This is a genomic window from Alcanivorax sp. DG881, assembly GCF_000155615.1.
Classification (GTDB): Bacteria; Pseudomonadota; Gammaproteobacteria; order Pseudomonadales; family Alcanivoracaceae; genus Alcanivorax.
Genome location: NZ_DS989915.1, coordinates 1,894,400 through 1,907,152, shown reverse-complemented (window position 1 = coordinate 1,907,152; position 12,753 = coordinate 1,894,400). Strand labels below are relative to the sequence as shown.

The following is a 12,753-nucleotide window of genomic DNA, read 5'->3' as shown; positions in this document are numbered from 1 at the left end:
GGAAATATTGATGAGCCAACCCAATAATCCGTTGCATGGCGTCACCCTGGAAACCGTGGTGACGCGTCTGGTTGAACACTATGGCTGGGAAGAGCTGGGGGATCGCATCCGCATCAATTGCTTTATCAGCGATCCGTCAGTGAAATCCAGCCTGAAGTTTCTGCGCAAAACGCCCTGGGCGAGAGATAAGGTGGAAGCGTTATTTGTGGACACTTTTTCGCAATGAGCTGCCTCAATCTAGCGCAGAGAGTAGGTCGAATTAGCCTAATGGCGTAATCCGACATTAACCGTTTTCGCTATTGGTTCGGGCAGATGTCGGGTTACGGCTACGCCTCTCTGTGCCCTTGGGTAAACTCGACCTGCAAAATTCGCCTTGCCGGCACGGCCCTGATATGGGCGCGAGACACCGGTTAAAGCAAAGCCTTGTCGGTCAGCGCAGCTTGCAGGTCTTGCTCCAGCCCTTGCAGATTAATCTGAAAGGTATCGGCTAGCAGGCGAGCCATCGCCTGTGGGTCGGTAATGTTTTGCTTGTCACTGCGCCCGTCCGGGTAGCGTACCGTATAGAGCCCGTTCAAGAGTGTGTGGCGGCGGTCTACGTCGGTGCGCACGGCAATCAGGTTATTGACGAATTTTGACGCCGGGTGGCACGCCACGTACCAGTTGGCCATGTCGAAATCGATGGGCCATTGTGTCATCAGATCGAACCGGTACAGCAGTCGCCATACGCTACCCAGCTGCACTTCAATACGGAAATGGTCGCTCTGGGGAAGAACACGAAACGTCTCCAGCGAAGTGTTTTGGGCTGCCAGGCTGTGCAGCCTTAATGGCGCTGTCGGTGTCATGCCTCCAAACCCTACGTCGCTCAAGTATTCCTCATCCCCGATGGTTACCAGCAACAACATATGCGAGCGGGGTGGCTGTGCGTCCTCCGGTTGGTTCCAGTAGACCCGGGCGGTAATCCCCCGCACGGTAAAGCCAAGCGCCGTCAGCACCGCCATAAACAGCAGGTTGTTCTCGAAGCAGTAACCGCCACGGCCCTGATGAATCAGCTTGTGTTCCAGGCTGGCCAGATCCAGAGGCACCGGCTTGCCCAGCAGCGGGTTCAGGTTTTCAAAGGTGATATGCAGCAGGTGGCATTGCTGCAGGGCGCGCAGGGTTGCCAGGGTGGGCGTGCGTTCACCGGTGTAACCGACGCGTTGGCAGTAGGCATCCAGATCAACAGGCATGACAGGCTCCGGGTTCATCAACAGGAAAAGGGAGAGTACGGCCTCAACCCCGGTTGAGGTAAAGGGAAAAGGCGTATGACTCCGTCGCTGCCGCGATAACGTTTCGGATGCGATGGCGATGCTCACATTATCGCCGCTTTCCGACCATTGGTAGCAATGGCTGCACCAGCGTGGTTCGTGCTGGCTCCGCTGTGGCTTGCAGGGTGACATAATTCCGAAACAGGCGTGAATTAGGTCACAGATGCGTATGCGAAAAGTCGCTTCGAAATCCCCTGCGATTTACCGGTTGCTCGACTGGAAGGACATCGACAAATGCCTGCTGTTGTCGGTGTTGCTGTTCATCTACATGTCCTTCTACCTGGTCTGGCATCTGGTCACTGCGTTTTACACTGACTTCGGTGCGCAGTACGTCTCCCCGGTCGGCGCCAGGCAGCTTTCCTGGGTGCTGTTATTCAATTTGAGCGGCTATCTGCTGCTCATTCTCTGGGCTTCATTATTACGTAAGGTCCGGCGCCAATCGCCGCTTTTTGTACACTGCTTTGTGCAGTTTTTTGGGGTCAGCTTTCTGCTGCTGGGCCTGATGTTCGGGCTGTATAGCCCGATCACGGGAATGGTGCTGCTCGGTTCACCCCTGGTGGGATTCATCCTGTTTGGCTTCCGTCCAGTGGTCTGGGGCTTCACCGTGAGCACCGTGATGGTGTTGCTGTTGTCCTGGTTGGCGGCCCGAGGTCACGATATTTACGCGCTGTATTTCCGCACCGATCCGGCGGCCAAGGGCTACCTGTCCTATTACTGGATCGCCAGCACCGTTGCTTTTTCGGTGCCCTTCGTGGCGGGGGTGCTGACGCTGGTGTCCCTGCTGCTGCGCCGCTGGGTATACCGTGAAGCCCAGGTGCGCGCCATGGCCGTGCAGGATCCGCTTACGGGGCTGTCGAACAGGCGGGCCCTGTTTGACCAGTTTGCCCATGAAATGGCTCGTGCCCGGCGCACCGGGGAAGCGCTTTCCGTGTGCGTCATGGACCTGGATCATTTCAAACAGATCAATGACCGTCACGGCCATGCGGCCGGCGATACCGTGCTGGTGCGAGTGGCGAACTTACTGCGTGAATGCTTGCGCGAAACGGATCGCATAGGGCGTATTGGTGGCGAAGAGTTTGTACTGGTATTGCCCGATACCGGCCACGAGGGAGCAGAAAAAGTGATCGAACGGTGCCGCGCTGCCCTGGTCGGCACCCCGGTGATGCTTGATGTGGGTGAGCCGCTCACTGTCAGTGCCAGCTTCGGGGTGGTCACTGCGCTTGCCGGAGAGCAGGCCACGGAATCCCAGCTGGTATCCCGTGCCGATGATGCGCTTTACCTGGCCAAGAAACGCGGGCGCAACCGTGTGGAATTCTGGTCATCGGCCATGCTCGAAGTGGCCACAGCCTGACGCCTTGTCCCTGATTAACCAATTCCTGTCGCGTAATGGCCGGGTGCTGATCCAATGCCCGCTCTATGGTTGTTAACAGGCTGGCGTTCGTGTGCGCCATTTTCCGTGCCATCCAACAACAACATCGCGGCGGGGCATCATGCAGCAATACGTTTACGACATTGTGATCAATCATGGGCAGTTCTTTGATGGCAGTTGCCGGGACGGCAGTATCCGGCATCTGGGGATTCGTGATGGGCGCGTTGTCACCATCAGTGATGTTCCATTGCCTGACCATGCGGCGCCCAAAGTGTATGACGCCACTGGGCAATGGGTCACGCCGGGCTTTATCGAAACCCATAGCCATTACGATGCGGAAGTCATTGCCACGCCGTCACTGAAAGAGTCGGTGCGTCACGGGGTAACTTCGGTGCTGATCGGTTCCTGCTCGATCAGTATGATCAATGCCCAGCCGGAAGATTGTTCGGATCTGTTTACCCGGGTGGAAGCGGTGCCCCGTGAAGCGGTGCTGCCGATTCTGAAAGAGAAAAAAACGTGGCGTGACGCTGCCGGCTACCGGGGGTTTTATGACCGGCAGCCGCTGGGGCCCAATGTGGGTTCTTTTGTGGGGCATTCCGATATTCGTGTGGCGGTAATGGGGCTGGAGCGGGCCACGTCCCCGGCAAAACCCAGCGAACAGGAATTGCAGAAAATGGAATCCCTCTTGGAAGAGGCGCTGGATGCCGGCTGTGTCGGTATGTCGCTGATGACGACCCGGCTGGACAAGGTAGACGGAGATCGAGCCTGGTCACGGCCCTTGCCGTCCACCTACGCACGCTGGAACGAATTCAAACGGTTGTTCCGGATTCTGCGTCGCCGAAATGCGGTCATGCAGGGCGCCCCGGACGCGGTAAAGAAGGTCAACGTAGTGCGCTTCCTGTGGCAGGCCCACGGCCTGTTCCGTCGCCCCATGAAGTGCTCCATGCTTACGGCCCTGGATCTCAAATCCAACCCCTGGCTTAACGTGGTGACACGGCTGAGTGGTTTCGTGGCTAACCGCTTTTTGCGGGGCAACTTCCGTTGGCAGACATTGCCCGCACCGTTCACGTTGTATCTCAGTGGTTTGAATGTGAACGCCTTTGAAGAATTTTCCTCCGGTGAGTTGCTGCGTGACTACAAGGATGAAGATGCCATGTACGCGAAGGTGGATGATCCCGCCTTCCGCAAGCTGTTCAAGAAGCACGTTAACGCCTTGTTCACCAAGGGGCTCTGGCACCGGGACTTCAGTGATTGCTGGGTGGTGGATTGCCCGGACACGTCGTTAATTGGCAAAAACTTTGAAGAAATCGGAGCGGTTGAAGGCAAGGATGCGGTGGATGCCTATTTCGATCTGGCGGTGCAGTACCGCAATGATCTGCGCTGGAAAACCAATTACGGTAATCACCGGCCGGAGATCATGCACAAGCTGCTGGCGAGTCCGTATACCCATGTGGGTTTTGCCGATTCCGGCGCACATCTGGAATCCATTGCCCAGTACAACTTCCCGCTACGGTTACTGAAATATGTTCGTGATGCGGACGAAGCCGGGTTGCCCTTTATGAGTGTGGCAGAAGGGGTGAATGCGGTAACCGCCGATCTGGCGGACTGGTTTGGTTTGCAGGCCGGCAGCTTGCGCCAGGGCAGCCGGGCGGATGTGGTCATCGTGAATCCGGAAGGCCTCACCGACGAGCTGGATGACGTTGCCTGGGCGCCGCTGGAAGGCACCTCGCTGAACCGCCTGGTGAAGCGCAACGATGACGCCGTGACGGCCACGATCATTAACGGCCGGGTGGCCTATGACCGCGTTCAGGGCTTTGATGATGAGCTGGGTCGTGAGCGGAATTTCGGGCAATTTTTATCGAGTAATGATGTCATTTCCGCAAGCATGTATGTGAGGGAAGCTAATAGAACTGAATGATATCAAAATGACATTATTTAGGCGGGGAAACCGAAAGGCTAGACTCAGCAGCTAAGAAAAAAATAGCACAAAAGGAATTGTTATGGATAACAAGATAAAATATGCAGTAGCTATGTTTGCTGTCACGTTGCCTACTTGCTCATTTGCTGCTTTGGATGATTATGTTCTGAGACGTCTACCTGCGAGTGTTGGCAATGAATTTGTAAACCCGGCAGGAAATGTTCGGCAATTTGTTCCGACGAGTGTGAATGATTCGGGATTGCTTGCAGGATTCCGTTTGACTCACGTTCCTGAGAGCGATGGGGGGAGCGCTGGTGTTGTTGGGGAGCTGAGTTACATTTATGACCTAAATTCAAGGTCGTATGTTGCGAAGGTGATCAACGATATAAGTATTGTTTACATGGGGGGGGATAGTTATATCGGAAAGAGGCTTACGCGAGACGGGAGTAATCGTTGGCAGACGTTACGGTGTCCAATTTCCGGGCTAGTCCAAAATCAAAACGAAACGTGGGATAATCCTGGTTGTCAATTGATAGACAACGATTTGATTGATGACTTTACCGTTTTGGAGAATTTTGGGTTCAGATCAGAGCTTTACCAGTTCGCAAATACTACAACGCTGCCAACATTTATTGGGAATGTGGCGACTGATCAAGGTAGTGTTTTTGTTGCTGATATTCCGGATCAACAAGATACGCATCCAAATGGGGATGAAGCGTCGTTTTACTTTTCAGATGGAACATCTTACAAATTCGTCATCAATGATGCCCCTGTTAGTAGCTTGACAGATGGGGCTTACCGGCTGGTGCAGAGTGGCAGTGAAGTAAAGCTTTTATCGGCGAAACATGATGTTTCTAGTCAGGCTAATCCTGCTTTTTATCGAACTTATACGGTTTCTTCATCGGGATTTGAGCTGGATGCAGAAACGTATGTAGGGACTATAGATAGCTCGGGTTATGTGTCCACGCCTTTGGCCATATCTGTTCAAGGAAGTGTGATTAATACTGCGGGGTATTGCGCTGATTTTGACTCCTGTTCTTCTCCGAGTATTGGGATAGATATGTGGGAAGAGTTTTCTAGTATTAATTTTACCGGATCATCAGGAAGTGCGCCTGATATAATGGGATCATTTTTGGGGACGAATGGGGTGTACTCAGTTCTGGGTTGTGAGCAGGGTGATCAGGCGCCATGCGTTAAAGCTTATGTAATGGATGTGAATGATGGGGACCCGAAGTTCGAGTCTCCCTTTCAATATTCAGAGCAAAAATTTTCTGAAGTGGCAGTAACAAGCCACCTGTTTTCCCATAAGCTTGGAGTATCCCCTGTTTCCTCGCTTCCACAAAGGCTACATATGAGTCCAAGCGGTGAATATATTGTTGCCGTGACACGTCTTGATAATGGGCAGATTGCAAGATATTCGTTCATCAAGAAATGATGCTGTAGCCGTATCATGGAAATGCCCTGTTAATGCAGGGCATTTTTGTGTGTGCTACTGCACTTATTTGAATTTGCGCAGCAAACCATTCACGGCCTGGGCAAACTGCACCGGGGAATCCTCCTGCAGGAAATGCCCGCCCACCAATGTTTGGTGCGGTTGCCCCTGCGTGCCGGGGACCCGTTCCTGCATGTATTTGTCCCCGCCACGGGTAATCGGGTCGCCGTTGCTGAAGGTGGTCAGGAATGGCTTTTGCCATTGCTCCAGAATTTTCCAGGCCGCCCGGTTGGCGTCGCTGGCCGGATCGTTCGGTGTCACCGGTACCAGCTTGGGAAAGGCCCGCGCCCCGGCCTTGTATTTTCTGTTGGGAAACGGCGCGTCATAGGCGCGGATTTCGTCCGGGCCCAGTTTGCGGAAGGTGGCGGTATTCAGAATGCGGGAAATGGGCAGAACAGGGCTATAGATCGCAAAGTTCTTCCACAGGTGAAAGGCTTTTGGTGCCTGCTGATCACCGGTAGGCAGCATGCCGTTGCCTACTACGATGGCGCGAAAGCGGGATTCGTTTTCTGCGGCCAGGCGCAGGCCAATCAATGATCCCCAATCCTGGCATACCAGCGTGATGTCGGTGAGATCCAGCTGATCGAGCAGCGATATCACCCAATCCATGTGGCTCTGGTAACTGTAGGCATTGATGTCGGTGGGCTTGTCGGATTTGCCGAAGCCGATCAGATCCGGGGCGATCACGCGATGGCCGGCGGCGGCGCAGATGGGAATCATGTGCCGGTACAGGTAAGACCAGGACGGCTCACCGTGCAGCATCAGCACCGGTTTGCCGTCGGCCGGCCCCTCATCCACGTAGTGCATGCGTAATCCGCCCACATCCACGTAGTTCGGTTCGAAGGGGTAGTCCAGCAGCCGCTCGAAGCGGGAATCCGGGGTGCGCAGGTAATCCATGGCCGATCCTTGTCTGTACTGATAGCGAAGTGTGAGTAAGGAATACCAGTAGATGCCCGGATCGGCCATGTCGTTACAGGACAGTCTGCGTTTTGTTTTGTGTGAACAGGCCCTGGGGTATGGCACTTACTCATCCCAGAGGTTGGCCAGGGTGTAATCGCTGCCCGGTTGGGCCCAGAAGCCGCCGTCCACGTAGCGGCGGTGCTTGTCCAGGGTGCGGATGGCATCCATGTCCGCGTCACTGAGTGACAGCTCGGCGGCGGCCAGATTCTGCTTCAGGCGCTCCGGGTTCACGGATTTGGGGATCACCACGGTGTCACGGTGCAGTGCCCAGCTGATCAGCACTTGTGCCGGGGAGACGCCATGACGGTCGGCGATTTCCAGGATCACCGGGTCTTCGAGCAGCACCGGCTCGTCATCGGCTTTCATGCCCGCAGGGCGATCAAATGACCCCAGTGGAGAATAGCCGGTGAGTGCAATGCCCCGTTCCTTGCAGAAGGCCAGCATGTCGTTCTGTTGCAGATAGGGATGCAGTTCAATCTGGTTCATGGCGGGCTTGTAGCGTGCCTTGCCAAGCAAATCCTGCAGCTTTTTCACGCTGAAATTCGACACGCCGATCTGCCGCGTCTGGTTATTGTCCACCAGTGCTTCCATGGCTGCCCAGGTGGTTTCCACCGGCAGCTCCTTGAGAGACACCATGTCGTCCGCGGATTTCGGGAACGGCACGCCAGGCTTCAGCGCTACCGGCCAGTGCATCAGGTAAAGGTCCAGATAATCCAGCTGCAAGTTACGCAGGGTGGTTTCCAGGGCGGGCTGCACGTCGTCCGGCGCATGGTCACTGTTCCACAGCTTCGAGGTGATCCACAGCTCTTCGCGCGTTACCGTCCCGGCGGCAAACACGTCACTGAGAGCCTGGCCGATTTCCTCTTCGTTGCCGTAAATATGGGCGCAGTCGATGTGGCGGAAGCCCGTTTCAATGGCGCTCTTCACCGCCTTGTACACCTCGCCGGGTTCGGATTTCCAGGTACCCAGGCCGAGCATGGGCAGGGTATCGCCATTATCGAAGGTCAGCGTTTTCATGGTCTGCTCCTGTAAAGCGTACGACTCCCGGCTGGCTTGTGGCCGCCGGGACGGGAAACAATCTGCAACCCTACTACAGGGACTTTGCACCCCCCTGTTGGGTTCCCGTTGAATCCTTGCTCGATTCTCCACGGCGCTCCCTTATCCGGATTATTGGCTCCAGCGGTTTCCCTGCTTGAGCCGCCCCCGGCATTTCGCTACTGTGGCCGACCGGCGTTGGCCGCCCTCATTATCGGCAGTGCCTTTTCTCACTGCCCCTGCTTTTGGAAAACTCTATGTGGATCAAGAACCTGACTGTCTTTGTGGGCGAAGAAGCCTTCCCCTGTTCCGTGGCCGAACTGGATGAGATTCTGGACCAGAACCGCTGCCAGCCCTGCGGTTCGCAAACCGAACGCACCGAAGGCTTTGTGCCGCCGCTCAAGGGGCAGGACCCCATGGCCTACGCGGTGGACGGGTTCATTTTCTGCACCTATCAGGAAACCGCTCGTCTGTTGCCCGGGCCGGTGATCAAGGAGCTGCTGGATGAAAAAGTGGAGCACATCCAGCAGGAAGAAGGCCGCAAGGTGGGGCGCAAGGAAAAGGCGGATCTGAAAGAGCAGATTACCTTTGAGTTGATGCCGCGGGCGTTTACCCGCTCACGCCGCACCTCGCTGCTGATCGATACCGAGCGCAAGCGGGTGATGGTGGATTCTTCCTCCGCCAGTCGCGGCGAAGAAGTGATCGCCTGCCTGCGTAAAGCCATCGGCTCCCTGCCCGTGGCGTACCCGGCGCCGAATTCCGCCCCCTACACCAGCTTCAGTAACTGGCTCCGTGATACCAAGCTGTTGCCGGAAGGGTTCACACTGGGTGACCGTTGCGAGCTGAAAGGCGTCAAGGACGAAGGCGCTGCGGTGAAGTTCACCGCCGTGGATCTGGGGCAGGAAGAAATCCTCGCACACCTGGAAACCGGCATGGTCGCTACCCGCATCAATCTGGCGTGGCAGGATTCGCTGGAACTGGATATCAACGAAAAGCTGGAGATCAAGCGCATCAAGCCGCTGGATCTATTGCAGGAAAATATCGATGCGCTGGATGCGGACGACGCGGTAGCAGAGCTGCAGGCGCGGATCAGTTTGCAGGGCAAGGTGCTGCGCGAAGCGCTGGACAGCCTGTACGGCTATTTTGAAGTTTAAAGAGACGCATCACGCGGCATGCATCACGCAACAACGCGAAAGGTGTGATCTTTTTCAGTAAAGCCGTGCCCGCGCTAAAGGTGTCAGCGCGGGCACAGTCTTTCAACATCTGCGAGAGTTGAACCGCGTTGTTGCGTGCAGCGTGAGGCATGCTGCGCTAGTCATTAATATCCTCATCGTCCTGCTGGTCCTTGTCCATCTTCACCGGTGAGTTTTTATCGCACTGCGGTGAATGCTGGAAGGTCTGGGTCACGTCCAGATAGCCCAGGTGGGAAATGGTGCGGCGACCCAGCAAAATCGGATAGATCATGTCCGAGCGGTCGTTCAGGGTGAACTGCTCTTCATATACGGTGTTGCCCATGCATACCTTCATCAGCACTACCGGGCGACGTTCCGTGCCGCCGGCACCACGAATCAGCACCTTGCGGTAACGCGGCTTCTCGAAGGTTTTTTCCACTTTTTTACCGGTGGCTTCATCTACCACATCCACGGTAAAGCGGACCCAGTCCTCATCATCCTTTTCGTACACCTCCACATCGGTGGCATGCAGGGAAGAGGTAAGCGCGCCGCTGTCCAGCTTGGTCTTCAATTCCACACCCCAGGGCACCAGGGTGGACTTTTCCACCCAGCCAAACACTGTGGGGCTTTCCGGTGACTTGGCCATGGCCATGCCGGTGCTGCTCAGCAGTGAGGCGGTAATAAAAGCGATGAGTCCTTTTTTCATGGGCGCTCCTTGGTCGTGAAAGCCTTGTGCGTAAAACGGGGATGTCATTCGGCATCCTGTTGGCAGGGTATGACTGTGTTCGCCGCAGACCGTTCCCCGGCAAATCATTGACTCTCTGGCTGCAGGCTGTCGCCAGTCAGCCATCCCCGACCCCTCCTGACAGGTTACCATTGTTGCAAATGCGCCGTTGCCGGCCGGTTAATGAACCGGCCTGCTGCAGGCGCCGGAAAAAGGGCCGGAGGGCCAGTGATGACAACAACGATTGCACCACCATCCATCAAGCTGCTGCTGGGTGAAAGCCGCGCCGCGTGGGCCTATGGACGCTATCTGCTGCGTGGGCTCGGCCATCGGCAGCTGCCGCTGGGCAAAGGCCAGCCAGTGCTTGTTGTGCCCGGTTTTGGCGCCAGCGATGCCAGTACGCGGCCACTGCGCAGGGCGCTGAGCAAGCTGGGCTATAACGTCTACGGCTGGGCCCAGGGCACTAATCTGGGCATGAACAGCAAACGTAAAAACCTGTTAGTTACCCAGTTGCAGGCGATCAATACCCGCCACGGGCAACCTGTGGCGCTGGTGGGCTGGAGCCTGGGCGGAGTGTTTGCCCGGGAGCTGGCGCGGGCCTTTCCCGATCAGGTGAGCCAGGTCTTCACCCTGGGCAGCCCCATCAATGGCGACCCGGAGGCCAACAACGTCTCCACGCTCTTCAATCTGTTTAACCCGAACCGCCCGCCGGCGGACCGGGATGCGTTCAATCAACGCATAGCGGCGCCGCCGGTGCCGTGCACGGCCATCTTTACCCGTGAAGACGGCATCGTGGCCTGGCAGTGCAGCCAGGAAGAGGAAGGCCCCATGACAGAGAACGTGGAAGTGCAGGGGACCCATGTGGGGCTACCCTGGAATCCCCTGGTGCTGGCGGCCATCGCCGAGCGGCTCCCCCGCACCCCGTTACCCGGAGAATTGCCATGAGTGACCTGAAACCCGGCCGCTACCGGCACTTCAAAGGCAATGAGTATCAGGTGATCGGCCTGGCGACCCATTCCGAAAGCGGTGAAACCGTGGTGGTCTACCACCCGCTCTACGGTGATCAGGCCCTGTGGGTGCGGCCCCTGGCCATGTTCACCGAAACCGTGGACCGCGACGACAAGGTGCAACCCCGCTTCGCCCGGGTGGGGGACTGAGTTGAAAGTTAAAAGTTGAAAGGCGCGAGCCGGGCACTTGGTAGGCTGGTTGGCGGAGGCCAGGTTCAAGCTATGTTGCCAGCGCGAAGCAATAACCCCTCCGGCTGAGAGGTGCGGATCACCGCGTTTCAACTTTTAACTTTCCACTTTAAACCCCCTCGGATGCTACAATGGCGGCCTTATTCATGGAGTTAGCCCGTTATGTCTTCGTTTGCCGACCTGAACCTGCACGAGCGCCTGATCAAGGCACTTGGCGAGCTGGAAATCACCACCCCGACCCCTGTTCAGACGGCAGCGATTCCGGCGGCGCTTGAAGGCCGTGATTTACGCGTGGTGGCCCGCACCGGCAGCGGTAAAACGGCGGCTTTCCTGCTGCCCATGCTGCATCAGCTGCTCCAGTATTCCCGTCCGCGCACCGATACCCGTGCCCTGATTCTGCTGCCCACCCGCGAGCTGGCCCAGCAGACCCTCAAGCAGGTAGAGGCACTGGGCCGTTACACCTTTATCAAGGCAGAGCTGTTGACCGGCGGTGAAGACTTCAAAGTGCAGGCCGCCAAAATGCGCAAGAACCCGGAAATCCTGATTGGCACCCCGGGTCGCCTGATCGAACATCTGGACGCAGGCAATCTGCTTTTGCAGGACCTGGAAATGCTGGTGCTGGATGAATCCGATCGCATGCTCGACATGGGCTTCAACGATGACGTGCTGCGCCTGGCCGCGGAATGCCGGGCCGAGCGGCAGACCCTGCTGTTCTCCGCCACCACGGGCGGTAACGCCATGGAAAACATGATCAGCAGCGTGCTTCGTGATCCCAAATCGCTGGTGCTCGATTCCGTGCGTGACCTGAACGAGTCCGTCAGCCAGCAGATCATCACCGCCGATGACGTGAAGCACAAAGAGCGGCTGGTGCAATGGCTGCTGGCCAACGAAACCTACGAAAAAGCCGTGGTGTTCACCAACACCCGCGAGCAGGCCGATCGCCTTGGCGGGGTGCTGGTGGCCTCCAATCTGAAAGTGTTTGTGCTGCACGGCGAGAAAGATCAGAAAGACCGCAAACTGGCCATGGATCGCCTCAAGGCCGGAGCCGTGAAAGTGCTGGTTGCCACCGACGTGGCTGCCCGTGGCATTCATGTGGACAACCTGGATCTGGTGATCAACTTCGACATGCCCCGCAGCGGCGACGAGTACGTGCATCGTATTGGTCGCACCGGTCGGGTAGGCGGTGAAGGCACCGCAATTTCCCTGATCGCCGCCCACGAATGGAATTTGATGGCCGGCATTCAACGCTACCTGCGTCAGAATTTTGAATACCGTCTGGTAGAAGCCCTGCGTGGCAATTTCCTGGGGCCGAAAAACCTGAAGTCCAACGGCAAGGCCGCCGGCAATAAAAAGAAAAAAATGAAGAAAAAAGAAGATGCCAAGAAAGGTATCAAGAAATCCGGCGCCAAGAAAAAAGTCGCTAAACCCAAACGCAATGCCAAACCGCCCACCCAGGACACCAAGGGCGGCTTCGCCACAGTGAAGCGCAAGAAGACCCCCGGGCCACTGGATTGAGAGACGCTGCACGCGCCACGTTTCACGCAACAGCGCGAAGCGGAGCCGTACAGGTTTCGATAGGTGAG

The 12,753-nt window shown here is 56.6% G+C and carries 12 protein-coding genes; 8 read left to right on the top strand and 4 right to left on the bottom strand.

The features are described from left to right. Window positions 1–10 precede the first annotated feature (10 nt). A complete protein-coding gene (locus ADG881_RS08540) occupies window positions 11–226 on the top strand; it encodes a VF530 family DNA-binding protein (protein WP_007150029.1) in 216 nt (71 codons plus the stop codon). Window positions 227–410: 184 nt separating this feature from the next. On the opposite strand, the gene ADG881_RS08535 is transcribed toward ADG881_RS08540, so the two are convergent. Further along, the gene (locus ADG881_RS08535; protein WP_232211710.1) at window positions 411–1,226 is read right to left on the bottom strand and encodes an arylamine N-acetyltransferase; all 816 of its coding nucleotides are present in this window, start codon (window positions 1,224–1,226) and stop codon (window positions 411–413) included. A 241-nt stretch (window positions 1,227–1,467) separates the two neighbouring features. Here ADG881_RS08535 and ADG881_RS08530 point away from each other — a divergent pair, with 241 nt between their 5' ends. The 3 genes from ADG881_RS08530 to ADG881_RS17535 all read left to right on the top strand — a co-directional run bounded on the left by ADG881_RS08530 (window position 1,468) and on the right by ADG881_RS17535 (window position 6,026). Further along, a complete protein-coding gene (locus ADG881_RS08530; RefSeq protein WP_007148371.1) occupies window positions 1,468–2,655 on the top strand; it encodes a GGDEF domain-containing protein in 1,188 nt (395 codons plus the stop codon). A 139-nt stretch (window positions 2,656–2,794) separates the two neighbouring features. Continuing rightward, a complete protein-coding gene (locus ADG881_RS08525; RefSeq protein ID WP_007151326.1) occupies window positions 2,795–4,591 on the top strand; it encodes an amidohydrolase family protein in 1,797 nt (598 codons plus the stop codon). Between the two features lie 82 nt (window positions 4,592–4,673). After that, on the top strand, window positions 4,674–6,026 hold the full coding sequence (locus ADG881_RS17535) for a hypothetical protein (RefSeq protein ID WP_007148753.1): 1,353 nt from the start codon (window positions 4,674–4,676) through the stop codon (window positions 6,024–6,026). Between the two features lie 63 nt (window positions 6,027–6,089). Here the strand turns inward: ADG881_RS17535 and ADG881_RS08520 are convergent, their stop codons facing one another. Together ADG881_RS08520 and ADG881_RS08515 are read right to left on the bottom strand one after the other, a co-directional pair. Then, entirely contained in the window at window positions 6,090–6,980 is an 891-nt protein-coding gene (locus ADG881_RS08520) for a haloalkane dehalogenase (RefSeq protein WP_039926461.1), read from the bottom strand. A 126-nt stretch (window positions 6,981–7,106) separates the two neighbouring features. Then, window positions 7,107–8,060: an aldo/keto reductase gene (locus tag ADG881_RS08515; RefSeq protein ID WP_007148509.1), complete on the bottom strand. Its 954-nt coding sequence runs from the start codon at window positions 8,058–8,060 to the stop codon at window positions 7,107–7,109. A gap of 275 nt (window positions 8,061–8,335) precedes the next feature. On the opposite strand from ADG881_RS08515, the gene ADG881_RS08510 reads away from it, so the two are divergent. Then, window positions 8,336–9,232, top strand: coding sequence for a recombination-associated protein RdgC (locus ADG881_RS08510; RefSeq protein WP_007149044.1), 897 nt, complete (start codon window positions 8,336–8,338; stop codon window positions 9,230–9,232). 157 nt (window positions 9,233–9,389) lie between these two features. On the opposite strand, the gene ADG881_RS08505 is transcribed toward ADG881_RS08510, so the two are convergent. Continuing rightward, entirely contained in the window at window positions 9,390–9,956 is a 567-nt protein-coding gene (locus tag ADG881_RS08505) for an ATP-dependent zinc protease (RefSeq protein WP_007149525.1), read from the bottom strand. Between the two features lie 249 nt (window positions 9,957–10,205). Here ADG881_RS08505 and ADG881_RS08500 point away from each other — a divergent pair, with 249 nt between their 5' ends. The 3 genes from ADG881_RS08500 (at window position 10,206) to ADG881_RS08490 (ending at window position 12,685) form a co-directional block, all read left to right on the top strand. Then, window positions 10,206–10,919: an alpha/beta fold hydrolase gene (locus ADG881_RS08500; protein ID WP_007149884.1), complete on the top strand. Its 714-nt coding sequence runs from the start codon at window positions 10,206–10,208 to the stop codon at window positions 10,917–10,919. Then, entirely contained in the window at window positions 10,916–11,131 is a 216-nt protein-coding gene (locus ADG881_RS08495; RefSeq protein ID WP_007150710.1) for a DUF1653 domain-containing protein, read from the top strand. Before ADG881_RS08500 ends, ADG881_RS08495 begins: the two co-directional genes overlap by 4 nt. Before the next feature lie 201 nt (window positions 11,132–11,332). Then, window positions 11,333–12,685 carry a DEAD/DEAH box helicase gene (locus tag ADG881_RS08490; RefSeq protein WP_007150284.1) on the top strand — a complete coding sequence of 451 codons (1,353 nt, stop codon included), beginning with the start codon at window positions 11,333–11,335 and terminating at the stop codon, window positions 12,683–12,685. Window positions 12,686–12,753 lie beyond the last annotated feature (68 nt).

Bases quoted from the DNA above. Each gene is read 5' to 3' on its own strand.
- ADG881_RS17535 (WP_007148753.1), top strand. From the start codon at position 4,674: ATGGATAACAAGATAAAATATGCAGTAGCTATGTTTGCTGTCACGTTG.
- ADG881_RS08540 (WP_007150029.1), top strand. From the start codon at position 11: ATGAGCCAACCCAATAATCCGTTGCATGGCGTCACCCTGGAAACCGTG.
- ADG881_RS08510 (WP_007149044.1), top strand. From the start codon at position 8,336: ATGTGGATCAAGAACCTGACTGTCTTTGTGGGCGAAGAAGCCTTCCCC.
- ADG881_RS08525 (WP_007151326.1), top strand. From the start codon at position 2,795: ATGCAGCAATACGTTTACGACATTGTGATCAATCATGGGCAGTTCTTT.
- ADG881_RS08535 (WP_232211710.1), bottom strand. From the start codon at position 1,226: ATGCCTGTTGATCTGGATGCCTACTGCCAACGCGTCGGTTACACCGGT.
- ADG881_RS08505 (WP_007149525.1), bottom strand. From the start codon at position 9,956: ATGAAAAAAGGACTCATCGCTTTTATTACCGCCTCACTGCTGAGCAGC.
- ADG881_RS08530 (WP_007148371.1), top strand. From the start codon at position 1,468: ATGCGTATGCGAAAAGTCGCTTCGAAATCCCCTGCGATTTACCGGTTG.
- ADG881_RS08490 (WP_007150284.1), top strand. From the start codon at position 11,333: ATGTCTTCGTTTGCCGACCTGAACCTGCACGAGCGCCTGATCAAGGCA.
- ADG881_RS08520 (WP_039926461.1), bottom strand. From the start codon at position 6,980: ATGGATTACCTGCGCACCCCGGATTCCCGCTTCGAGCGGCTGCTGGAC.
- ADG881_RS08495 (WP_007150710.1), top strand. From the start codon at position 10,916: ATGAGTGACCTGAAACCCGGCCGCTACCGGCACTTCAAAGGCAATGAG.
- ADG881_RS08515 (WP_007148509.1), bottom strand. From the start codon at position 8,060: ATGAAAACGCTGACCTTCGATAATGGCGATACCCTGCCCATGCTCGGC.
- ADG881_RS08500 (WP_007149884.1), top strand. From the start codon at position 10,206: ATGACAACAACGATTGCACCACCATCCATCAAGCTGCTGCTGGGTGAA.